Source organism: Amycolatopsis sp. A1MSW2902 (assembly GCF_017312175.1).
Lineage (GTDB): Bacteria > Actinomycetota > Actinomycetes > Mycobacteriales > Pseudonocardiaceae > Amycolatopsis > Amycolatopsis nivea.
This window is the reverse complement of record NZ_QJPO01000001.1, coordinates 4883812-4905983: the sequence shown is the minus strand read 5'-3', so window position 1 is coordinate 4905983 and position 22172 is coordinate 4883812. Positions and strand designations below refer to the sequence as shown.

The window sequence follows — 22172 nt, the reverse complement described above, 5'->3', positions numbered from 1 at the left end:
GGGCCGCTGGGCGCGAGGCGGCCCCGGGTACGCTCGACGGTGTGCCAGGCCGAACCTTTCGCCTGGTCTTCCCGGTCGCGCGACCGCGCCGGGACAGCGACTTCAAGGAGTGCACGAGTGCCGCGCGGTGAGGAGCCCGAGGAGACCCGGCGGCCGGATCTCGCCGATCCGGACAGTTTCGCGGGGGTCGACGAACTGGGCGCGCTCGCGCACAGCGACGACGAGGACGACCCGGGGAACGAGCTGGAGCCGGACCTCGACGCGCCGGACGCGGCCTACACCGTCGGCGGCGGTGCGCGCGGCGGGATCGGCGGCATCGGCCAGCTCGGCGACAACCTGGCGCTCGGCCCGGTCCCGGACCTGTCCGTCGAAGAGGGCACTGAGCTGCACGAACTCGACGACGAGGGCGCGCCCGCCGAGTTCGGCGACGAGAACGGCCCGGAGGCCCGCCGCGACCTGATGGCCGCCGAGGCCGAGCTGAACCAGCGCTGGCCGGAAACGAAGCTCGAACCGTCGCTCACCCGGATCCAGGCGCTGATGACGCTGCTCGGCGAGCCCAACCACGGCTACCCGGTGGTGCACGTCGCGGGCACGAACGGCAAGGGCTCGGTCGCGCGGATGGTCGATTCGCTGCTGACCCGGATGGGCCTGCGTTCGGGCCGCTACACCAGCCCGCACCTGCAGCTGGTCACCGAGCGGATCGCGCTCGACGGACGGCCGATCTCCGCCGCCCGCTACGCCGAGCTGTACCAGGACATCGCGCCGTACGTGGCGATGGTGGACGGCGCGAGCGAGGACGGCGTGCCGATGAGCAAGTTCGAGGTGCTCACCGGGATGGCGTTCGCGGCGTTCTCCGACGCGCCGGTCGAGGCCGCGGTGCTCGAGGCGGGCATGGGCGGCGCGTGGGACGCGACGAACGTCGCCGACGCCCAGGTCGCGGTCATCACGCCGATCGGGCTGGACCACACCGAATACCTCGGCCCGACCGCGGTCGACGCGGCCGCGGAGAAGGCCGGGATCATCAAGCCCGGGTCGGTCGCGGTGATCGGCGAGCAGGACCCCGAGGTGCTGAACGTCCTGCTGAAGCGCACGGTCGAGGTCGACGCCGCGGTGGCGCGCGCGGGCAGCGAGTTCGGCGTGCTCGAACGCGAGGTCGCGGTCGGCGGGCAAATGCTGAAGCTGCAGGGCCTCGGCGGCGTCTACGACGAGATCTTCCTGCCGCTGCACGGCGCGCACCAGGCGGCGAACGCGGCCCTCGCGCTGGCCGCGGTCGAGGCGTTTTTCGGGGCGGGCAAAGACAAGCAGCTCGTGATCGAGGCGGTGCGCGAGGCGTTCGCCGAGGTCGAGAACCCGGGCCGGCTCGAACGCGTGCGGGCCGCCCCGGCGGTGCTGGTCGACGCGGCGCACAACCCGATGGGCGCGCGGGCGCTCGCCACGACGATCACCGACGAGTTCAACTTCCGCCGGCTCGTCGCGGTCGTCGGCGTGCTGTCCGACAAGGACGCGCGCGGCATCCTGGACGCGCTGGAGCCGGTGGTCTCCGACGTCGTGGTCACGCGCAGTTCGTCGCCGCGGTCGCTGCCGGTCGAGGACCTGGCGGAACTGGCCGCGTCGATCTTCGGCGAGGACCGCGTGCTCGCCGAACCGGACTTGGAGACCGCGATCGAGACCGCGATCGGCCTCGTGGAGCAGAACGACGACCCGGAGGAACCGCTCGCGGGCAGCGGCGTGCTGGTGACCGGCTCCGTGGTCACCGCGGGCGACGCGCGGACGCTGTTCGGGAAGGAGCCAGCGTGAGCGAGACCCCGGAAACGCCCCAGCCGCCGGTGAAGCCGCCCGCGAAGGACCCGATGAAGGGCTTCCGCGGCGTCATGGCGGGCACGCTGATCATGGAAGCGATCACCGTCGCGCTCGCGCTGCCGGTGGTCGCCAAGCTCGGCGGCGGCATCACGAGCTTCACCGGCTGGACGGTCATCGCGCTGGCCGTGGTGCTGATCGTGCTGTGCGGGATGCTCAAGCACGTCTGGGCGGTGCCGGTGATCCTGCTGCTGCAGCTGGCGATCATCGGGATCGGGATCACCCAGCCCGCGATCGCGATCATCGGCGTCATCTTCCTGGCCGCGTTCGTGTGGTTCCTGTGGCTGCGCCGCGACGTCGCGCGCCGGATGGCGGCGGGCACGTTGCCGAGCCAGCAGCAGCCGCAGGCTTGAGCCGCGCGCGCTCCGCCGCCGCGCTCCCGCGAGGTGCGGCTCAGCGGTAGACGCTGACCTCGATCAGGTTCCGGTCCGGGTCGCGGAAGTACACGCTGCGGATCGGCCCGGTCGCGCCCGTGCGGTCGACCGGGCCCTCCTCGACCGGCACCCCGTGCGTCGCGAGGTCCTCGACGACCTGTTCCAGCGAATCGGCCGTGATCAGGCAAAGGTCCGCGCTGCCCGGCGTCGGCCGGTCCGCCTTCGGTTCGAACTCGTGCCCGGCCTCGTGCAGGTTGATCTTGCTGGCGCCGAACGTCAGCGCCCTGCGGCCGGCCCCGAACGTCACCTCGGTCATGCCGAGGACGCGCGTGTAGAAATCGACCGTCGCACCGAGGTCGGCGACGGTGAGGACGAGGTGGTCGAGCCGGTCGATGCGCATGGTTTCACCCTATTCCGATGTAACGGCCGGGCCGCCACGGCGACGGTGCAAGTGTGATCGTGGTGCGCGAGCTGAGCGTGGAGAACTGGGCGGAGTGGCGCGACCTCCGGCTGGCGGCGCTGCGCGAGGACCCGGGGGCGTTCAGCTCGACACTCGCGGACTGGCAAGGCGAAGGCGACGCCGAACCGCGCTGGCGGGCCCGGCTGCGCGACGTGTCGCTCAACGTCCTGGCCGACCTCGACGGCGTTCCGGCCGGGATGGTCAGCGGGCACCTTTCCGAACGCGGCGACAAAGCCGAGCTGCTGTCGATGTGGGTCGCCCCGCCGGCGCGCGGCAGGGGAGTCGGGGACGCGCTCGTCCGGGCCGTCGTGCGCTGGAGCGAAGGGCGCGGGGCGGGCGAGCTGGCGTTGCGCGTCGCGGGCGGCAACGAGCACGCCATGGCGCTGTACGAACGGCACGGGTTCGTGGAGCGTCCGCTGTCCGGACCGAGCGAGTGCGAGCACGAGATGGTTCGGGAAGCACACCGAGCGTGACGACCGGCTGTGAGCTTCCTCCTGCCGGGTGAGCCGTTCACCCGGCGGTCAGCCCGAGTTGGCCGCTTGGCCGTGGTCGCCGGATAGAACGGCCGCCATGACCGAAACGACCCCATCGCGGCGCTCCGTGCTCAAAGCCGGGATCGCCGTCCCCGCGCTCGCCGCGGCAGGCGGGCTGCTGCTGCCCGGCTCCGCGTCGGCCGCCCCGCTCGTCCGCCGTGACCGTCCGGTGCTCGCCCACGGCGTCGCGTCCGGGGACGTCACCACCGGCTCCGGCATCGTGTGGTCGCGGGCCGACCGCCCGGCGCGGCTGATGGTCGAGGTCGCGCGCGACCCGTCGTTCCGGCACGCCCGCCGGGTGCCCGGCCCGTTCGTCACGCCCGCCACCGGCGGCACCGGGAAGGTGCGCGTCGCCGGACTGGCCCCGGGCACCGAATACCACTACCGCGTCACCGCCGTGGACCTCGACGGCCGCAGCGCGAGCGAGCCGGTCGCCGGCCGGTTCGCCACCGCGCCGGTCGGCCGCGCGAACACGCGGATCCTGTGGAGCGGCGACGTCGTCGGCCAGAACTACGGCATCAACCCAGGACTCGGCGGCATGACGATCTTCTCCGCGATGGCCGACCGCCGCCCGGACCTCTTCCTGCACAGCGGCGACACGGTGTACGCAGACGGCCCGCTCACCGAAACCGTCACGCTCCCCGGCGGCGGGGGCACCTGGCACAACATCGTGACGCCGGAGAAGTCGAAGGTCGCCGAAACCCTCGACGAATACCGCGGCCAGCACGCCTACAACCGGCTCGACGCCAATTTCCGCCGGTTCGCCGCCGAGGTGCCCGCCTACGTCCAGTGGGATGACCACGAGGTGGTCAACAACTGGTATCCGGGCGAAATCCTCAACGACCGCCCCGAATACACCGAAAAACGCGCCGATGTGCTTGCCCAGCGCGCGTTCCAGGCGTTCCACGAATGGCATCCGATCGACCGCCGCCAGGCCGTCGACGGCCGGGTCTACCGGAGCTTCCGCTACGGCAGCCGGGTCGAGGTGTTCGTGCTCGACATGCGCACCTACCGCGACGCCAACACCTCGGACCAGACCAAACCCGGCCACATCCTCGGCGACGCGCAGGCCCGCTGGCTGGCCGACGGGCTCCGGCGCAGCACCGCGACCTGGAAGATCGTCCAGGCGGACATGCCGATCGGCCTCGTCGTGCCGGACGGCAAGGACATCGAGGCGGTCGCCAACGGCCTGCCCGGCGCGCCCGGCGGCCGCGAGACTGAACTGGCCTGGGTGCTGAACCAGATCTCGCGCCACCGCGTGCGCAATGTCGTGTGGCTGACCGCCGACGTGCACTACACCGCCGCGCACCATTATTCGCCCGAGCGCGCCGCGTTCCAGGACTTCGACCCGTTCTGGGAATTCGTCTCCGGGCCGCTCAACGCCGGCGCCTTCGGCCCGAACAAACTCGACCCGACCTTCGGCCCGGAAGCGGTGTTCGTGCACGCCCCGCAGACGCAGAATTCCTCGCCGGTGCAAGGGTTCCAGCACTTCGGCGAGGTGAATGTGGACGGTGCCAGCGGGGCGCTGACGGTCGACCTGCGCGACGCGACCGGGGCCTCGCTGTGGTCCAAGACGCTGCAGCCGCAGCGGCGCTGACCGGCCCGGCAGGCGCGTCGGATAGGCTCAGCGCCGAATAACACGAATCCGCACAAGGAGAAATACCGTCGTGACTGAACGCACGCTGGTCCTCGTCAAGCCCGATGGCGTCGCGCGCGGCCTCGTCGGCGAGGTCGTTTCGCGCATCGAGCGCAAGGGCCTGAAGCTGGCCGCGCTGGAACTGCGCACCGTCGAGCGCTCCGTCGCCGAGGAGCACTACGCGGAGCACAAGGAGCGCCCGTTCTTCGGCGACCTGCTGGAGTTCATCACGTCCGGCCCGCTCGTCGCGCTGGCCGTCGAGGGCCCGCGCGCGATCGCCGCGTTCCGCCAGCTCGCCGGCGGCACCGACCCGGTCGAGAAGGCCACCCCGGGCACCCTGCGCGGCGACTTCGCGCTGGAGACCCAGTACAACCTGGTGCACGGTTCGGACTCGCCGGAGTCGGCCGAGCGCGAGCTGAAGCTGTGGTTCCCGGACCTGTGATCCGGCTGAACCGGCATTGAACCGGCACTGACCCTCGCGGACGCCGGGCAGGGACTGCGGTCCCGGCCCGGCGTTCGTGTTTCCTGCCGCTTAATCCGCTGCCGGGGACTCGGCGCATCGGTTAACCTCCACCGGTGACTGCCCTGCCGCTGCCTCCGCGCGATTACCTGCCCCGCCTGCGCTCGCTCACCGAGGCCTTCGCCGCGGAAGCCGAGGGCGACCTGGACAATCCGGTTCCGTACTGCGGAGACTGGACCAAGCGCGACCTTGTCGCGCATCTGGGCAACGTGCACCGGTGGGCCGCCGGCATCGTCCGCACCGGAGAGCTGAGCAAGCAGGAATTCGACGTCACGCCCAGCGGCGACCTCGTGCCCTGGTACGCCGAGAGCGCGGCCGAACTGCTGGACGCGCTCGACGCGGCCGATCCCGCCGACGCGTGCTGGGTTTTCGGCGCTGCGGAGAAGACCAAGGCATTCTGGTTCCGCCGTCAGGTGCACGAAACTGCCGTGCATTTGGTCGACTTGTTCGGCGCACGCGGCGCAACGACCCGGCTTGATCCGCTGATCGCCGCGGACGGCGTCTTCGAGGTGCTGGGCACGATGCTGCCGCGCGTCGCGCGCTGGAAGCACGAGGTTCCACTGGCCGCGCCGATCACGTTGCGCACCACCGACACCGGGCATTCGTGGACCGTCGTGCCCGGCGAACCGCCCGAGCTGGGCGAGGGCGAAGCGGTGGCCACGGTCGCGGCGCCCGCGCAGGATTTGCTGGTGTCGCTGTGGAAGCGCACCGACGTGCAGCCGGAGATCGACGGCGACGAGGCCGTCGCGAAGGAGTTTCTCGCCGCGCGCATGACCCCCTGAGCGGATAATCCTGCGCCATTCAGGTCCCGTTCACCGCAGGGCCTTCCGGCGGTCGCGCCGATGGATTTGGCTGACCTGAGCCATTTTCGCGATCGTGGGGTACCTGGTGAAAAGATCAAGATCCGTGCTGCTCAGCGCCCTGCTGGTGCTGACGCTGGCCACGCCTGCGCATGCCGACCCGCTCTCCGCTCCGCTCGGCCCGCCGCCGGTCGAGAGCGCCTCCGCCTTCTCCTCGGCCCGGGAGGCCCCGGCGATCGCCGCGGCGCCCGCCGCCGACGACGGCCTCGAGACCAGCAGCGCCACCAACGCGGTGGCGCCTGGTCTGAACCTCACCCAGTTCGACCGCTTCGACCCGAAGGGCTGGATCCGCGGCGACGCGCTGAGCGTCGACCTCACCAGCAAGGTCCTGAAGCCGACTTACCTCAGCCCGGGCACCGTTTCCGCGCGCACCCCGCTGTCTCAGCAGGTCGCTCGCGCTGGTGCGGTCGCGGGTGTCAACGGCGATTTCTTCGATATCAACGCCTCCGGCGCGCCGCTAGGCGTCGGCATCGACAACGGCGAGCTGCACAACGCGCCCGCGTCCGGCCACAACACCACCGCGGCGATCACCGCGGAGGGACGCGCGAAGCTCGCCGACATCTTCCTCGAAGCGTCGGTCACGCTGCCGGACGGCCGAACTGTCCCCGCCACGAACTTCAACAGCCCGGTGCTCGGCAAGGACGCGCTCGGCGTCTACACGCCGCTCTGGGGCGCTTCGGCGCGCGCGACGTCGGTCGCCGGCGCGCAGAAGGTCATCGAGGTCGAGGTCCGCGATGGTGTGGTGACGCAGGTGCGTCCGAAGCCCGCGGACGGCCCGATTCCGGCGGGAAGCACGCTGCTGCTCGGTCGCGAAGCTGGTGCGGACGCGTTGTCGGCGTTGCGCGTCGGTGATCGCGTGGGCGTTTCGTACGCGCCGCGGACCGACGCGGGCAAGATCGCGGTCGCGGTCGGCGGGAACAAGACTCTGCTGAAGGACGGACAGCTCCAGCAGCTTGACGACGTCACCCTCGCGCCGCGTACCGGCGTCGGCTTTTCCGCTGACGGCAAGCGGATGTGGCTCGTCACGGTCGACGGTCGCCAGGCCGACAGCCGTGGGATGACGGAGCTGGAAATGGCCCGGCAGCTGAAGCGGCTCGGTGCCGACGACGCGATCAACCTCGACGGCGGAGGCTCCTCGACGCTGCTCGCGCGCAACGAAGGAGAGGCTGCGCCGTCGGTGCGCAACTCGCCTTCGGACGGCGGGGAACGCTTGGTGCCCAACGGCATCGGCTTCGCGACGGTGGCCGGGAGCGGACGGCTGACTGGCTTCTCGCCCGCCCCCGCGCAGGAGGGCGACAACTCGACCCGCGTGCTGTCCGGCCTGAGCCGCGCGCTCGTGCCGAACGGTCACGACGAGACGGGTGCCGCAGTGGCGTCGCGCCCGTTCTGGACCACGTCGAACCCGTTCCGCGGCACTGTCACGAAGAACGTTTTCACCGCGCAGCCCGACTTCCTGCACCCTGACGCGCGAGCCGACGTGACGGTCACCGCGCACCAGAACTTCGTGAACGGCCGCACGAAGCTGACCGTGCTGGGTAAGCCGGTGCGCCTCGGCGCGAGCACGAAGCAGGTCGCGCTTTCGGGTGCGGAGGCGCGCGGCGAGTTCCAGGTCTACGGCTACGACGCGGACGGTTACGGCACCTGGATCGAACCGTCGGACGTGAAGCTCGAATACGACCCCGCCGTGGTGAAGATCGAGCCGTCGGGCAAGGGTTTCGCAGTCACCGCGAAGACCGCTTCCGGGGCCACCGCGATCACCGTGCACGCGGGCGGGAAGACCATGCACCTGGCGGCGTCGGTGGGCACCGAAGCCAAGGTCGCCGCACCGCTGGCTGGCCCGGAAGGCTGGTCAGCCACGGTGTACCCGGCCGTTGTCGGCGCCGCGCTTTCGTCGGCAGAAGGTCGCAACGGCGGCAAGGGCCTGGCACTCGACTACCGGCTCACTGGCACGACTGCCACGCGCGCCGCTTATGTCAACGGTGCCAACCCGATCGCGGTTCCGGCTGGCACGCAGAAGATCGGCATGTGGATCAACGGCGACGGCAAGGGCTCCTGGATCCGCGCGGAACTCCGCGACGGCGCCAACACCGCGTCCATTGTGGACCTTGCGCTGAGTGTGAATTGGACCGGCTGGCGGTACGTGACCGCCGCGGTGCCCGCCGGATTGCCGGACGGGCAGCGCCTCACCCGGTTCTATGCCGTGGAAACCGCGGCGGGCAAGCAGTACGAGGGCAGACTGGTGTTCAACGACCTCACCTTCGAGGTCGCGCCGACCACGGCCGTGCCGCACGATCCGGCCGTCCCGGACCCGGCGCTGGTCACCAACGGAACCCTCGGCAAGGGCGGCCTGAAGATCGCGGTCGTCAGCGACGCCCAGTTCACCGCTGACGCTCCGGACGGCCCGCTCGTCGCCCAAGCACGCCGGGCACTGCGCGAGGCGGTTGCCGCGAAACCGGATCTCGTGCTGATCAACGGCGACTTCGTGGACCGCGGCACCGCGCCGGACTTCGTCTTGGCCCGCAAGATCATCACCGAAGAATTGGACGGCCGCGTCCCCTGGTACTACGTGCCCGGCAACCACGAAGCCGAGGGCGGCAACGGCCTGAAGAACTTCCAGGACGCGTTCGGGGAAACGCACCGCGTGGTCGACGTCCACGGCGTGCGGCTGATCCTGATGGATTCCTCGCGCGGCTCGCTGCGCGCGGGCGGATTCGACCAGGTGCGCATGCTGCGCGAGGCGCTCGACAACGCGGCGAAGGACCGTTCCGTGCGGGGTGTGGTCGTCGCGATGCACCACCCGGTGAAGGACCCGAGCCCGACCGGCAATTCGCAGCTGGGCGACCGGAAGGAGGCCGCGCTGCTGCAGACGTGGCTGACCGGTTTCGAGGAGAAGTCCGGAAAACCGGCCGCCTCGCTGGCTTCGCACGCGGGAGTGTTCGGCCTGTCGCGCACGGACGGCGTGCCGTATCTGGTGAACGGCAACTCGGGCAAGACCCCCGCCGCGGCCCCCGGCGACGGCGGCTTCGTCGGCTGGACCCTGGTGCGAGTGGACCCCTCGGACCGCGGCCAGCCGGTGCGCTTCGAAACGCGCCCGAACGTCGACGCGCTGACGGTGACCGGGCCGGGCACTCTTTCGTGGGGCGGCACCGGAAAGGTGACCGCCGCGGTGACGCAGGAGGGCCGGTCGATTCCGGTGGCGTACCCGGTGAGCGCGGCTTGGGGCGGTCGCGGCGTGCACATCGGCAGCTGGCCACCGGCGCCGTGGGATGTGGTGTCGCTCGACCCGGCCACCGGGACGGTGCGCGGGCTGCGTCCGGGAACGGCGGAGATCTCGGTGACGGTGAACGGGGTGTCCCGGTCGGTGTCGTTGACGGTGCGCTGAGTTTTTGAGGGGCGGGGCGGTCTTCGGGCCGCCCCGCCTTTTCGCTGGGCCGCGGGCTCGTCGTTTCCCCGTTCCCCGCCGGAGATCCACCCGGATGCCGTACCCGCGGCGGGGAAACCGGTCGAGAATTGTCGGTGCCTCCCTCTACTGTCGTTCCTCGTGGGAGAGTCGGCATCGGAACCAGCCCTCGTGCAAGCGAAGGCGCTGGTCAAACGGTTCGGAGAATTCGAGGCAGTCCGCGGCATCGACGTCGAGGTGCGGCGAGGGGAGGCGTTCGGCTTCCTCGGGCCCAACGGCGCGGGGAAGTCGTCGACGATGCGGATGATCGCGTGCGTGTCCCCGCGCAGCGACGGCGATCTGCGCGTCCTCGGCATGGACCCCAACGCGGACGGGCCGCGGATCCGCGCGCGCCTGGGCGTGGTGCCGCAGGAGGACAACCTCGACGTGGAGCTCACCGTCCGGCAGAACCTGCACGTTTACGGCCGCTATTTCGGCCTTTCCCGCGCCCACGTGCGGCGGAAGGCGGTCGAGCTGATGGAGTTCGCGCAGCTGTCCGACCGTGCCGAGAAACCGGTCGATTCCCTGTCCGGCGGCATGAAGCGGCGGCTCACCATCGCCCGGTCGCTGGTCAACGATCCGGAACTGCTGCTGCTCGACGAACCGACCACCGGGCTCGATCCGCAGGCACGGCATCTGTTGTGGGACCGGCTTTTCCGGCTCAAGGCCCGCGGCACCACGTTGATCGTCACTACCCATTACATGGACGAGGCAGAGCAGTTGTGCGACCGGCTCGTCGTCATGGACGGCGGCCGGATCGCCGCGGAAGGCTCGCCCGCCGACCTGATCGCGCGGCATTCCACCCGGGAAGTGGTCGAGCTCCGGTTCGCGCCGGGGGAGCAGCAGGACGCGGCCGACCGGCTCGACGGGCTGGCCGAGCGCGTCGAGGTCCTCCCGGACCGGGTGCTGCTCTACACGATGACCGGCGAGGCCACCCTCGAGCGCGCGCACGAACGCGGCCTGCGCCCGCTGTCGAGCCTCGTCCGGCGCAGTTCCCTGGAGGACGTCTTCCTCCGCCTCACCGGCCGGACGTTGGTGGACTGATGACCATTCCAGCCACCGGCCGCGTCGTCGGCCGGTTCCACGGCGCCTGGCTGCGCGTCGAGGGCTACTGGACCTGGTACCGCAGGCACTGGCTCAGCACGCTCTACTCCACCGGCCTGCAACCGGTGCTGTTCCTCGCCGCGATGGGGCTCGGGTTCGGCTCGCAGGTCAAGGCCGGTCCGGCGACCGGCGGGGTGTCGTACCTGGTGTACGTCGCCCCGGCGCTGCTCGTCGCCGGCGCCGCGCAGCAGGGCGTCAGCGAATCGAGTTATCCGGTCCTCAGCGGATTCAAATGGCAGAAGGACTATCTGGCGGTCACCGCGACGCCGGTGTCCCCGGGCCAGGTCCTCGGCGGGCACCAGATCTGGACCATGCTGCGGCTCGCCCTTTCCGGCACGGTCTACGCGCTCATCGCGTGGTTGTTCGGCGCCTGGGACAACGCGGGGGCGCTGCTGGTGGTCCTCGTCGGCGTCCTCACCGGGCTCGCGTGCGGATCGCTGATCGCCGGGCTGGCGGCGTGGACCTTCGACGAGGGACAGCGGTTCGGGCTGATCTTCCGGTTCGTCGTCATCCCGATGACCCTGTTCTCCGGCACGTTCTTCCCGATCACTCAGCTGCCGCTGTACCTGCGCTGGCTCGCCTGGATTTCCCCGCTGTGGCACGGCACCGAGCTTTCCCGAGCCGCCACGCTCGGCGGGAGGGAGCTGCTCCCGGTGCTCGGGCACCTTGCGTATCTGGCAGCACTGGTGGCGATCGGCTGGACGATCGCGCACCGCGGCTTCTACCGACGGCTGGTGGCGTGATGACCGACCTGCAAAGCGCCCCGATTCTCCCGCAGCGGCGCGGAATTCTGCTTCGAGTCTTGCCCGCGGGCATGTACAGCGGCCGCGCCACCGCGTTGATCGAACGCGCGCTCACCGTCTACGGACGGTCGTGGACGATGCTCGCGTCCGGCGCGCTCGAGCCGTTGTTCTACCTGCTCGCGTTCCAGGTCGGCTTCGGCAAACTGGTCACCACCGTGCCGGGGCCGGACGGGCAGCCGATGAGCTACGTCGCGTTCGTCGCGCCCGCGCTGCTGGCGTCGTCGGCGATGAACGGCGCGGTCTTCGAGTGCACGTACAACCTGTTCTTCAAACTGCGCTACGCCAAGACGTACGACGCGATGCTGTCGACCCCGGTCGGCCCGCTCGACGTCGCGCTCGGCGAGATCGCGTGGGCGATGATGCGCGGCGGCCTGTATTCGGTCGCGTTTCTGGCGGTCACCGGCGTCATGGGGCTGCTCACGTCGTGGTGGGCGCTGCTGCTCCTGCCCGCCGCGCTGCTCGTGTCGTTCGCGTTCGCGGCCATCAGCATCACGTTGGTCAGCTTCCTGAAGTCGACGTCGCAATTCGACTACATCCAGCTCGTCCTGATGCCGATGTTCCTGTTCTCCACCACGTTCTTCCCGATCACGGTCTACCCGGAGGCGCTGCAGTGGGCGGTCCGCTGCTTCCCGCTCTACCACGGGATCGAGCTGATGCGCGGGCTCGCGACCGGCATCTTCTCCTGGAGCATGCTCGGCAATCTGGCGTACCTGCTGGTGCTCGCCGCGATCGGGATCTGGGGCGCGACAAGGAGGATCGCGAAACTGCTGCTTACCTGAACACTGAACGCTGAACGCGGCTCAGCGAGCCGGGCTGGGCAGTCCGTTCTGCGCGGGCGCCACCGCGGTCCGGGCGTCGACGAGGCCGTGGCCGTAGAAGCCGTTGTATCCGTCGTAGCCGGAGCAGTAGGCGTCCTGGGCGCCGTCGCCGGTGAGGTCGTAGTCGTCCGGGCACGGCATGGACGTCGCGCGGGAGTCCAGCGCACGGCGCAGCTCGGCGGCCGTCCACGTGGGATGCACCGATTTGAGCAGCGCCAGCACCCCGGCGACGTGCGGCGCGGCCATCGACGTCCCGCACATCGGTGCGTAACCGCCCGGAACGGTCGAAACCACGCAGCGGTCGTCGTCGCCGCCCGGGGCCGTGACATCGACCACACCGAGCCCGTACGAGCTGTAGCTCGACTTCACCCGGTCCGGGCTGATCGCCGACGCCGTCACCACGTCCCGCAGCCCGGCCGGCAGCGCCTCGCACTTCCCGGCGGCGGACGGCGAACCCGAGCGGCCCGACGGCGTGAGGTCGACCGCCTCGTTGGTCGCGGCAGCGACGTTCAGCGTGCCCTGGGAAGTCGCGTACTCCACGGCTCGCGCCAGCACCTCGTGCACCACGCCGCGGTCGTTGCCGCGCACGCAGGACAGCGACCACGGGTTCACGAACCAGCTGCTGTTGGCGATCGGCAGATGCCGCGCCGCCGACCACATGATCCCGCAGACCGCCGCCTCGGGATCTGCGTAACCGCGGTCGTCGATCACCTTCACCGACGCGATCCGGACGCCCGGCGCGACGCCGGTGATGCCCTTGCGGTCGTCGGCCGCGGCGATGATGCCCGCGACGTGCGTGCCGTGCGCGGAGGTCGTCGGCTGCCACGCGGCCGGGCTCGGGTCCGGGACGCCAGTGAGACAACCCGCCGAATCGTCCGGGTCGATCGCGGCGGCGAGGTCGGGGTGTTTCGGGTCGACACCGGAGTCCAGGACGCCGACGACCACTGAGCGGCTGCCTTCGGTGACCTGGTGCGCGGCCGGAGCGCCGATCAGGTTCATGTCCCATTGCTGGGCGGACAGGTCTGTCGCGGGCACTCGCGCCGGGTCGCTGAGCGGGAGTGTGGCCCGAGCGGGCTGGGCGGCGGCGCCTGGCTGTTCGGCGGCCGTCCGGGTGGCTTGCGCGCTGAATGCCCGTTCCGGGCCGAGACGGTCCGCGAACGCCCGATCGGCTGACGTGACGACCGCCACGGAAATCTGCGGGTAGTAGCCGACGAGCTGCCCGCAGCCCGCGCTCGCCTGCTGGCGGGCGGAAGATTCCGGGGTCCCGCGGTCGAACGCGACGACGTAGCGCACCGCCCGCCCGCCCGAGGCGCATCCGGGGCTCGCGACGGCGGCGGGGGAGACCGCCGCGCAGCCGGCGAGGACCAGGAAGGAGCACACGGCCGCCCGCAGCGGCCGCGCCAGCACAGACACCGGACCTCCCACCGCGCGCAGGGTTGTGCCGGGCGCCCGCGCGAGCGCCCGAGCCCGCACGCTAACCACCCCGGGCCCGGCGCGACAAGCGAAGCGCGGAAGTTCGCCCGGGCGCATGATCGCGGCACGCCCGGGCGCCTGCCGCGGGACACCGACTACACCGGGTGTCCCCCCGGGTGTGGGATACTCGCGTTGGCCGCTGCGCCGACGGGCATCCCGCTCGCGTCGTGAGCGGCCCGGAGGAGTGCCGGACCGGCACCACGCGCGTCGCCCCCGGGAGGCCGGGTCAAGGTCGATGTCGTGGCGGGTGGCCCGGGGGTCGCGAGCAGGCCGGCACCCCGCCGAGCAGACCAGGAACCGAGCGGCCGCCGACCCGGCGGACCGCACGGCTGCCAGCAGGATTCCCGCCGCTGGTCACCACCACGGCGGGCACGGAACAGAAAGGGCCCCTGCGCGGCCGCGTCACCACCGGTGCGAACCGGCTGACGCGCCCGGGGGCGGAGGAGACATATGTCGAACGCGGACACACCCGCCGATCAGACCGGCGGGAATACCGTCGCACCCACGACCAGCAGGCTGGGCGAGCTGCCGCCGCGCATCCGCGTGCACGCGCTGGCGAAGCTGCTCGGCCTGAGCAGCCGCGACCTGCTCGGCAAGCTCGCCGAGCTGGGGGAGAGCCCCCGCAGCGCCCAGTCGAGCGTGACCAAGGAGGTCGCGCACCGCGTCGCGGTCATCCTCGACGCGGAGGCCGCGGGCGAGACCGGCGAAGCCGCCGAGACCGCCGTCGGCGCTGCCCCGGAGACCGCCGCCCCGGCCGCCGCCGAGCAGGCCAGCGACCAGGCGACCGCGGGAGCCCAGGTCGGCGATGCCGCCCAGACGGCCGCGGCCTCGGACGCCGCCGAGCAGGGCGGCGTTTCGCAGGAGAACGAGGCCCCGGAAGCCACCCAGGGTGCTGCAGCTCAGGCCACCGCGTCTCCGGAAGCGGCCGCCGACCAGGGCACTGCTTCGAGCGAATCCGCCGCCCCGGACGCCGCCGCGCAGGCGACGGGCACCGCGCCGGAAGCTGCCGCGAACGCGACGGGCACCGCCTCGGAAACCCCCGCGCCGGAAGCCGCCGCTGAGCAGAGCACCGCCTCGGAAGCCGCCGAGCAGCCCAGCGCCGCCGCCCCCGGCTGGTCGGCCCGCCCGTTCTCGGCCGAATCCGCCGAACCGGAAGCCGCTCAGGAGTCGGGCGAGAAGCGCACCCGGACCCGTCGCTCGCGCCGCGCCGTCGCGCCCGCGATCCCGGCCGACCAGCAGGAAACCGAGCAGGCCACCCCGGCCCGCGGCCCGGTGCACGTGCCGGTCTTCGCCGCGCCCTCGCCGGTCTTCCTGCCGCCCGAGCCCGCGCAGCAGACGCGGAGCAAGCCCGAGCCGCTGTTCGGCGTCGGCGAGGCTCCGGCGCAGGCCGAGCGTCCCGACCGCACCGCCGAAACCGCTGAGGAAGACACCTCCGGCGAAGCCCGCGACGAGCGTTCCGACGAGGACGGCGACGACGCGAGCGGCCGTCGCCGGCGGCGTCGCGGACGTCGCGGCCGCGGCCGGGGCAAGGGCGGCGACGAGGCCCAGTCCGAGAACGAGGACGAAACCACCGAAGACCAGCAGGACAAGGGTGCCAAAGACGGCGGCAAGGACGCCAAGGACACCAAGGACAAGACCGAAAAGCCGGACGAGGCGGGCGACGCCGAGGCGGAGTCCGACGACGACGCCGAGTCCGACGGCGGCAGCAAGCGCCGTCGCCGTCGCCGCCGTCGCAAGGGCGGGGACGACGACGGGGCCGAGACGACCGGCACCGACGACCCGCCGAACACCGTCACGCACGTCCGCCAGGCCAAGGCCGCCGAGGCCGAGCGCCCGGCGCGCGACGAGGTGCGCAGCGTCCGCGGCTCCACGCGGCTGGAGGCCAAGCGCCAGCGCCGCCGCGACGGCCGCGAGGCGGGCCGCCGCCGCGCCCCGATCCTGTCCGAGGCCGAATTCCTCGCCCGCCGCGAGTCGGTCGAGCGCACGATGGTCGTCGCCGAGAAGGGCGACTCCACGCAGATCGCCGTGCTCGAGGACGGGGTGCTGGTCGAGCACTTCCTGACGTCGTCGGGCACCGGCTCGATCGTCGGCAACGTCTACCTCGGCCGCGTCCAGAACGTGCTGCCCAGCATGGAGGCCGCGTTCATCGACATCGGCCGCGGCCGCAACGCCGTGCTCTACGCGGGCGAGGTCGACTGGGACTCGGCCGGGCTGGAAGGCAAGGCGCGCAAGATCGAGCAGGCGCTCTCCGCCGGCGACAGCGTCCTGGTGCAGGTCACCAAGGACCCGGTCGGGCACAAGGGCGCCCGGCTCACCACGCAGATCTCGCTGCCCGGCCGCTTCCTCGTCTACGTCCCCGCGGGCGGGGCCACCGGCATCTCCCGCAAGCTGCCGGAGAACGAGCGGCGCAGGCTCAAGGACATCCTCAAGCGGATCGTCCCGGAGGACGCGGGCGTCATCATCCGCACCGCGTCGGAAGGCATCGGCGAGGAGGAGCTGGGCCGCGACGTCGACCGGCTCAAGGCGCAGTGGGACGTCATCAAGGACAAGGCGGCGGCCGCTTCCGGCAAGAAGGGCAGCGCGCCGACCATGCTCTACGAAGAGCCGGACCTGCTGGTCAAGGTCGTGCGGGACCTCTTCACCGAGGACTTCGTCAAGCTGGAGGTCCAGGGCAGCCGGTCCTGGGACACCATCAACGACTACGTCCAGCACGTCGCGCCCGACCTCGCCGACCGGCTCAAGCGCTACACCGGCACCGGCGACGCGTTCGCCGACCACCGGATCGACGAGCAGATCACCAAGGCGCTCGACCGCAAGGTCTGGCTGCCCTCGGGCGGCTACCTGGTCATCGACCGCACCGAGGCGATGACCGTCATCGACGTCAACACCGGCAAGTTCACCGGCTCGGGCGGCAACCTCGAGGAGACGGTGACCCGCAACAACCTGGAGTCGGCGGAGGAGATCGTCCGCCAGCTGCGGCTGCGGGACATCGGCGGCATCATCGTCATCGACTTCATCGACATGGTGCTCGAGTCCAACCGCGAGCTGGTGCTGCGCAGGCTCACCGAATGCCTCGGCCGGGACCGCACGCGCCACCAGGTGGCCGAGGTCACGTCGCTCGGCCTCGTGCAGATGACGCGCAAGAAGATCGGCACCGGGCTGCTCGAGGCGTTCTCCACGCCGTGCGAGCACTGCAAGGGCCGCGGCGTCGTCGTGTCCACCGAACCGCAGCGCACCGGCGGCGGCAACGGGAACGGCCACAACGGCGGCAACGGGCACAACGGCCACAGCCACGGCGGCGGCGACACCAAGAGCTCGCGGCGCAACCGCGGCCGCGGCAAGGGCGAGGAGCAGCACCCCGAGCCCAAGCCGGAGCAGGCCGCCCCGGCCCCGACTCCGGTGCAGCGCGAGTCCGTGGTGTCGGCGGTGCAGGCCATGGCCAACGCGTCCAAGGCGAAGCACGAGCACCACGCTCCAGAGGCCGAAGCGGTGAAGCCGGCGGACCAGGAGACGGCCAAGCAGCCGGTCGAGCAGGCCGCCGCGCCGGACAAGGCCGAGGACAAGACGGAGGCCCCGGCCCCCGTCCAGCAGCCGGAAGCGAAGCAGCCGGAGCCCGCGGCCAGCCAGGCCGCGCCGGACGCGGAAGCCCCGAAGGAGGCCGCGGAAGCGGACTCCAGCGAAGAACCCGAGGTCGACGTCCCGGCCCCGGCCGTGCGCAGCACCCGGCGCCGTCCGCGCCGCGCCGCTTCGCGCCCGGCGGGGCCGCCGGTGAAGGCTTCGGACCAGAGTTGATCCACCACGGGTACCCCGGGTGCAGCAGCGCCCGGGGCCTCCCGTAACCTGTAGTACGGCTCATCGCAAGCATGAGTTGCTGCGCGAGCACCTGGACCGTCTTCGGGCGGGCCGGCCGCGCCAGCCCCCTAACCCATTGTCGAGTAATGCAGGAGACATCCGTGTCGGCGTACGCGATCGTCAAGACCGGCGGCAAGCAGTACAAGGTGGCCGTCGGCGACGTCGTCGAGGTCGAGAAGCTCGAGGGCGAGCCGGGCACCGAGCACACCTTCCCCGCCGTGCTGTTCGTGGACGGTGGCGAGGTCACCACGGACGCCGACGCGTTGGCGAAGGTCTCGGTCATCGGCAAGGTCGTCGAGCAGACCAAGGGTCCGAAGATCCGGATCCACAAGTTCAAGAACAAGACCGGCTACCACAAGCGCCAGGGTCACCGGCAGAAGCTGACCCGCGTCGAGGTCACCGGCATCTCCAAGTAGTTCTTCGGATCTTCGGGACTGAAGCTTTCAAGAAGGGGCATGAGCGATGGCTCACAAGAAGGGTGCGTCCAGCTCCCGCAACGGTCGTGATTCGAACGCCCAGCGACTGGGCGTGAAGCGCTTCGGCGGCCAGGAGGTGAACGCGGGCGAGATCCTGATCCGCCAGCGGGGCACCAAGTTCCACCCGGGCGTGAACGTCGGCCGTGGCGGCGACGATACGCTGTTCGCGCTCGCCGCCGGTGCGGTCGAGTTCGGCTCGAAGCGCGGCCGCAAGACGGTCAACATCGTGCCAGTCGAGGCGTAACGAGCTTTTTACGGGCGACGTGTGTCCGCGGAATACGCGGACCACGTCGCCCGTTACATGTCACCCGGGGGCCCGAGCCCCCGGACCCCCACGGTGCGGCCGCTGGCAGACCCAGCGTGGTCCGCACCGTTTTTGTTTCGTATGGCTTTTAGGTGAAGTGAGGCAGAACCATGGCGTCCCGGTTCGTGGACCGCGCGGTCATCCATCTGACCGCCGGGGACGGGGGAAACGGCTGTGCCTCGGTGCACCGCGAAAAGTTCAAGCCGCTCGGCGGCCCGGACGGCGGCAACGGCGGCAACGGCGGTGACGTCACCCTCGTCGTCGACGCCAACGTGCACACCCTCCTCGACTTCCACTTCCGCCCGCACGCCCGCGCCGGCAACGGCAAAATGGGCATGGGCAGCAACCGCAACGGCGCCGCCGGCGAGGGCCTGGAGATGAAGGTCCCGCCGGGCACCGTCGTGTTCACCGAGGACGGCGAACTCGTCGCGGACCTCACCAGCCCCGGCACCCGGTTCATCGCCGCGCAGGGCGGCCGCGGCGGGCTCGGCAACGCCGCGCTCGCGTCGAAGGCCCGCAAGGCGCCGGGGTTCGCGCTGCTCGGCGAGCCCGGCGAGAGCCGGAACCTCGTGCTGGAGCTGCGGTCGGTCGCCGACGTCGGCCTGCTCGGGTTCCCGTCAGCGGGCAAGTCGTCGCTGATTTCCGTGCTGTCCGCGGCGAAGCCGAAGATCGCCGACTACCCGTTCACCACGCTCGTGCCGAACCTCGGCGTCATCACCGCCGGGTCGTCGGTCTTCACGATGGCCGACGTGCCGGGCCTGATCCCGGGCGCGTCCGAGGGCCGCGGGCTCGGCCTGGACTTCCTGCGCCACATCGAACGCTGCGCCGTGCTGGTGCACGTGGTCGACTGCGCGACGCTGGAGCCGGGCCGCGATCCGCTGTCCGATGTGGACGCTCTCGAGGAGGAGCTGGCCCGCTACACGCCGGGGCTGGGCGGCAAGCTCGAGGAGCGCCCGCGCGTGGTGGTGCTGAACAAGATCGACATCCCGGAAGCGGCCGAGCTGGCCGAGTTCGTGCGTCCCGACCTGGAGGCGCGCGGGCTGCGCGTGTTCGAGGTCTCGACCGCGTCGCGCAAGGGCCTGAAGGAGCTGACCTTCGCGCTGGCGGAGGTCGTCGAGACCTATCGCGAAGCGCAGCCGGTGCTGGAGCCGGAGAAGATCGTGCTGCACCCGCTCGCGATCGACGACAGCGGGTTCACCGTCGAACGCGACCCGGAGGAAGAGGGCGGGTTCATCGTCCGCGGTGCGCGCCCGGAGCGGTGGATCCGGCAGACGAACTTCGCCAACGACGAGGCCGTCGGCTACCTGGCGGACCGGCTCAACCGGCTCGGCGTCGAGGAAGCGCTGGCGAAGAACGGCGCCCGCCCGGGCAGCCCGGTCACCATCGGCGACATCCAGTTCGAATGGCAGCCCTCCACCCCGGGCGTCGCGGTGCATCTGTCCGGCCGCGGCACGGACGTCCGGCTGGAGCGCACCGACCGCGTCAGCGCGTCCGACCGCAAGGAAGCCCGCCGGATCCGCCGCGACGGCACCGGCGAGGACGAGGACCTGGTCGAAGAGGAGACCACCCCGTCCATCGATGCCGAACTGGACGACGTGTGGGACGACGAGGAGCAGGCGGAGCGCGACCGGTGAGCGGCACGCGCCAGGAGATCGCGGAAGCCCGCCGGCTGGTCGTCAAGGTCGGTTCCTCGGCACTGACGACCGCGGGCAGCGGACTCGACGTTGCCCGGCTCGACGCCCTGGTGGACGCCATCGCGGACCGCGTCGCCCGCGACGCACAGATCGTCCTCGTGTCCTCGGGCGCGATCGGCGCCGGGCTCGCGCCGTTGAAGCTGGGCAAGCGCCCGCGCGACCTGGCCACCCAGCAGGCCGCGGCGAGCGTCGGGCAGCTCGCGCTGGCGCACGCGTACGCGGAATCGTTCGGCCGCTTCTCCCTGACCGTCGGCCAGGTGCTGCTCACTTCCGACGATGTCGTCCGTCGCTCGCATTACCGCAACGCGCAGCGCACGTTCTCCCGGCTGCTAGCGCTCGGCGCGGTGCCGGTCGTGAACGAGAACGACACCGTTGCCACGCAAGAGATCCGCTTCGGCGACAACGACCGGCTCGCTGCCCTCGTGGCGCACCTCGTCGGCGCCGACGCGCTGGTCCTGCTGTCCGATGTGGACGGTCTGTACGACGGCGACCCGCGAGACGGCGCGACCCGCAAGATCACCGAGGTGCGCGGCGAGTCCGATGTGGAGGGCATCGCGGTCGGCATGTCGTCCTCGGGCCTCGGCACCGGCGGCATGGTCTCGAAACTTTCCGCCGCGCGCACCGCGGCCGGCGCCGGAATCCCGGTGCTGCTGGCCGCCGCCGACGACGCCGGAGACGCACTGCGCGAGGCGAACGTGGGCACCGCGTTCGCGCCCGCCGACACCCGCCTGTCGGCCCGCCGCTTCTGGCTCGGGTACGCCGCAGACACCTCCGGCCGCCTCCGCTTGGACGACGGCGCCGTGCGAGCGATCTTGCGCCGCCGGTCGCTGCTGGCGGCGGGAATCACCGGTTTGGATGGCGATTTCGAGGCTGGAGATGTCGTCGATCTGGTGGATTCGGCGGATGTCCCGGTGGCGCGTGGTGTGGTCGGGTTCGATGCGGGGGAGTTGCCTGCGTTGATCGGCCGGTCGAGTCATGAGGTTCCGGTGGAGCATCGCCGGGAGGTTGTGCACGCGGACGACCTCGTGCCGCTGCGCCGCTAAGACCCCGAGAGGCACTGAGCTGCGCGGGCTGGTTCTGTACGAAGGACGACCACGGTGCCGTGCGAGCGATCCTGCGCCGCCGGTCGCTGCTGGCGGCGGGAATCACCGGTTTGGATGGCGATTTCGAGGCCGGTGATGTCGTCGATCTGGTGGATTCGGCGGATGTCCCGGTGGCGCGTGGTGTGGTCGGGTTCGATGCGGGGGAGTTGCCTGCGTTGATCGGCCGGTCGAGTCATGAGGTTCCGGTGGAGCATCGCCGGGAGGTTGTGCACGCGGACGACCTCGTGCCGCTGCGCCGCTAAGACCCCGAGAGATGCCGAGCAACGCGTGCGAGCTGCTCCGCGTAATACTCCACAAAGGACTCTGACGACGGATCCTCCCCGGTAAGCGCCTCGGCGATCCGGGGGAGCGACGTCGGCGCGCTCGCCGCCGCCATCAGCATCAGCAGCAGCGTCCGAGGGTCCACATCGGACGGGAAGTCGCCCGCTTCCTGCCGTGCCCGCATGTACTTGAGCTGCCCCTGCAGGAACTCGCGTTGCGACTCCGCCCCCGCCTCGCTCGGGGCGCCCTCGGCCATGTTCTCCCGCAGGAACAACCGCGCCTGGTCCTGGTCGGAGAGCCCGCTCCTGGCGAAATCCGTGACCACGTCCGCGAGCGGGCGGTCCGGCGTGGTCATCGCGGAGAACCCGGCGAACGGTTCGCTCGCCACCTCCGCGTACAGGCCTTCCTTGCCGCCGAAGTAGTACGAGATCAGCTGCTTGTTCACCCCCGCGCGCTGCGCGATGTCGCTCACCCGCGCGGCCGCGTACCCCTTGCTGCCGAACTCGGCCTTGGCCGCCTCGAAAATGCGCGCCTTCGTGCGCTCGGGATCGCGCTGGCGCTCACCGGGGCGCGGCGCGCGGCGCGGGGTGGTCTCGGACACCTGG

Annotated in this window: 19 protein-coding genes; 16 read left to right on the top strand and 3 right to left on the bottom strand. The window is 71.3% G+C overall.

The annotated features are described in order from the left end of the window. Positions 1-117: 117 nt before the first annotated feature. Together folC and DMP23_RS22400 are read left to right on the top strand one after the other, a co-directional pair. On the top strand, positions 118-1797 hold the full coding sequence (gene folC, locus DMP23_RS22405; RefSeq protein WP_337822400.1) for a bifunctional tetrahydrofolate synthase/dihydrofolate synthase: 1680 nt from the start codon (positions 118-120) through the stop codon (positions 1795-1797). A 53-nt stretch (positions 1798-1850) separates the two neighbouring features. Next, complete coding sequence (locus DMP23_RS22400; protein WP_051172901.1) at positions 1851-2210, top strand: DUF4233 domain-containing protein; 360 nt, start codon at positions 1851-1853, stop codon at positions 2208-2210. Between the two features lie 40 nt (positions 2211-2250). Here the strand turns inward: DMP23_RS22400 and DMP23_RS22395 are convergent, their stop codons facing one another. Then, complete coding sequence (locus DMP23_RS22395) at positions 2251-2631, bottom strand: VOC family protein (protein ID WP_337822399.1); 381 nt, start codon at positions 2629-2631, stop codon at positions 2251-2253. 53 nt (positions 2632-2684) lie between these two features. On the opposite strand from DMP23_RS22395, the gene DMP23_RS22390 reads away from it, so the two are divergent. The 8 genes from DMP23_RS22390 to DMP23_RS22355 all read left to right on the top strand — a co-directional run bounded on the left by DMP23_RS22390 (position 2685) and on the right by DMP23_RS22355 (position 12365). Beyond that, on the top strand, positions 2685-3164 hold the full coding sequence (locus DMP23_RS22390; protein ID WP_238605149.1) for a GNAT family N-acetyltransferase: 480 nt from the start codon (positions 2685-2687) through the stop codon (positions 3162-3164). A gap of 97 nt (positions 3165-3261) precedes the next feature. Continuing rightward, positions 3262-4821, top strand: coding sequence for an alkaline phosphatase D family protein (locus DMP23_RS22385; RefSeq protein ID WP_337822398.1), 1560 nt, complete (start codon positions 3262-3264; stop codon positions 4819-4821). A 70-nt stretch (positions 4822-4891) separates the two neighbouring features. After that, positions 4892-5302, top strand: a complete 411-nt coding sequence (gene ndk / locus DMP23_RS22380; RefSeq protein WP_020660996.1) for a nucleoside-diphosphate kinase — start codon at positions 4892-4894, stop codon at positions 5300-5302. Positions 5303-5436: 134 nt separating this feature from the next. Beyond that, positions 5437-6162, top strand: a complete 726-nt coding sequence (locus DMP23_RS22375; protein WP_337822397.1) for a maleylpyruvate isomerase family mycothiol-dependent enzyme — start codon at positions 5437-5439, stop codon at positions 6160-6162. Positions 6163-6286: 124 nt separating this feature from the next. Further along, the gene (locus tag DMP23_RS22370) at positions 6287-9622 is read left to right on the top strand and encodes a phosphodiester glycosidase family protein (protein ID WP_337822396.1); all 3336 of its coding nucleotides are present in this window, start codon (positions 6287-6289) and stop codon (positions 9620-9622) included. A 159-nt stretch (positions 9623-9781) separates the two neighbouring features. Beyond that, a complete protein-coding gene (locus DMP23_RS22365; protein WP_043837293.1) occupies positions 9782-10723 on the top strand; it encodes an ABC transporter ATP-binding protein in 942 nt (313 codons plus the stop codon). After that, on the top strand, positions 10723-11526 hold the full coding sequence (locus tag DMP23_RS22360) for an ABC transporter permease (protein ID WP_037813768.1): 804 nt from the start codon (positions 10723-10725) through the stop codon (positions 11524-11526). The genes DMP23_RS22365 and DMP23_RS22360 overlap by 1 nt, the downstream gene beginning before the upstream one ends. Further along, entirely contained in the window at positions 11526-12365 is an 840-nt protein-coding gene (locus DMP23_RS22355) for an ABC transporter permease (RefSeq protein ID WP_337822395.1), read from the top strand. The genes DMP23_RS22360 and DMP23_RS22355 overlap by 1 nt, the downstream gene beginning before the upstream one ends. A 21-nt stretch (positions 12366-12386) precedes the next feature. Here the strand turns inward: DMP23_RS22355 and DMP23_RS22350 are convergent, their stop codons facing one another. Then, the gene (locus tag DMP23_RS22350; protein ID WP_037813765.1) at positions 12387-13817 is read right to left on the bottom strand and encodes a S8 family serine peptidase; all 1431 of its coding nucleotides are present in this window, start codon (positions 13815-13817) and stop codon (positions 12387-12389) included. Positions 13818-14327: 510 nt separating this feature from the next. Between DMP23_RS22350 and DMP23_RS22345 the strand changes: the two genes are divergently transcribed. The 6 genes from DMP23_RS22345 to DMP23_RS22320 all read left to right on the top strand — a co-directional run bounded on the left by DMP23_RS22345 (position 14328) and on the right by DMP23_RS22320 (position 21548). After that, the gene (locus DMP23_RS22345) at positions 14328-17669 is read left to right on the top strand and encodes a translation initiation factor IF-2 N-terminal domain-containing protein (protein ID WP_337822394.1); all 3342 of its coding nucleotides are present in this window, start codon (positions 14328-14330) and stop codon (positions 17667-17669) included. A gap of 161 nt (positions 17670-17830) precedes the next feature. Next, positions 17831-18145 (top strand): 50S ribosomal protein L21, encoded by a 315-nt coding sequence (rplU, locus tag DMP23_RS22340; RefSeq protein WP_037813760.1) that lies wholly within the window; start codon positions 17831-17833, stop codon positions 18143-18145. A gap of 46 nt (positions 18146-18191) precedes the next feature. Next, a complete protein-coding gene (rpmA, locus tag DMP23_RS22335) occupies positions 18192-18449 on the top strand; it encodes a 50S ribosomal protein L27 (RefSeq protein ID WP_009081082.1) in 258 nt (85 codons plus the stop codon). A gap of 170 nt (positions 18450-18619) precedes the next feature. Continuing rightward, positions 18620-20143, top strand: a complete 1524-nt coding sequence (gene obgE, locus DMP23_RS22330; protein WP_037813748.1) for a GTPase ObgE — start codon at positions 18620-18622, stop codon at positions 20141-20143. Then, positions 20140-21246, top strand: coding sequence for a glutamate 5-kinase (gene proB / locus DMP23_RS22325; RefSeq protein WP_037813746.1), 1107 nt, complete (start codon positions 20140-20142; stop codon positions 21244-21246). The genes obgE and proB overlap by 4 nt, the downstream gene beginning before the upstream one ends. A gap of 59 nt (positions 21247-21305) precedes the next feature. Continuing rightward, positions 21306-21548 carry a PUA domain-containing protein gene (locus DMP23_RS22320; RefSeq protein WP_443111279.1) on the top strand — a complete coding sequence of 81 codons (243 nt, stop codon included), beginning with the start codon at positions 21306-21308 and terminating at the stop codon, positions 21546-21548. Here the strand turns inward: DMP23_RS22320 and DMP23_RS22315 are convergent. Continuing rightward, positions 21545-22168 carry a TetR/AcrR family transcriptional regulator gene (locus DMP23_RS22315; protein ID WP_134663043.1) on the bottom strand — a complete coding sequence of 208 codons (624 nt, stop codon included), beginning with the start codon at positions 22166-22168 and terminating at the stop codon, positions 21545-21547. The two genes, DMP23_RS22320 and DMP23_RS22315, sit on opposite strands and share 4 nt — an antisense overlap. Positions 22169-22172: the final 4 nt, after the last annotated feature.

Excerpts from the sequence above, each read along its gene's own strand:
- DMP23_RS22345 (WP_337822394.1), top strand. The coding sequence starts at position 14,328 with ATGTCGAACGCGGACACACCCGCCGATCAGACCGGCGGGAATACCGTC.
- rpmA (WP_009081082.1), top strand. The coding sequence starts at position 18,192 with ATGGCTCACAAGAAGGGTGCGTCCAGCTCCCGCAACGGTCGTGATTCG.
- obgE (WP_037813748.1), top strand. The coding sequence starts at position 18,620 with ATGGCGTCCCGGTTCGTGGACCGCGCGGTCATCCATCTGACCGCCGGG.
- DMP23_RS22360 (WP_037813768.1), top strand. The coding sequence starts at position 10,723 with ATGACCATTCCAGCCACCGGCCGCGTCGTCGGCCGGTTCCACGGCGCC.
- DMP23_RS22385 (WP_337822398.1), top strand. The coding sequence starts at position 3,262 with ATGACCGAAACGACCCCATCGCGGCGCTCCGTGCTCAAAGCCGGGATC.
- DMP23_RS22395 (WP_337822399.1), bottom strand. The coding sequence starts at position 2,631 with ATGCGCATCGACCGGCTCGACCACCTCGTCCTCACCGTCGCCGACCTC.
- DMP23_RS22400 (WP_051172901.1), top strand. The coding sequence starts at position 1,851 with ATGAAGGGCTTCCGCGGCGTCATGGCGGGCACGCTGATCATGGAAGCG.
- DMP23_RS22355 (WP_337822395.1), top strand. The coding sequence starts at position 11,526 with ATGACCGACCTGCAAAGCGCCCCGATTCTCCCGCAGCGGCGCGGAATT.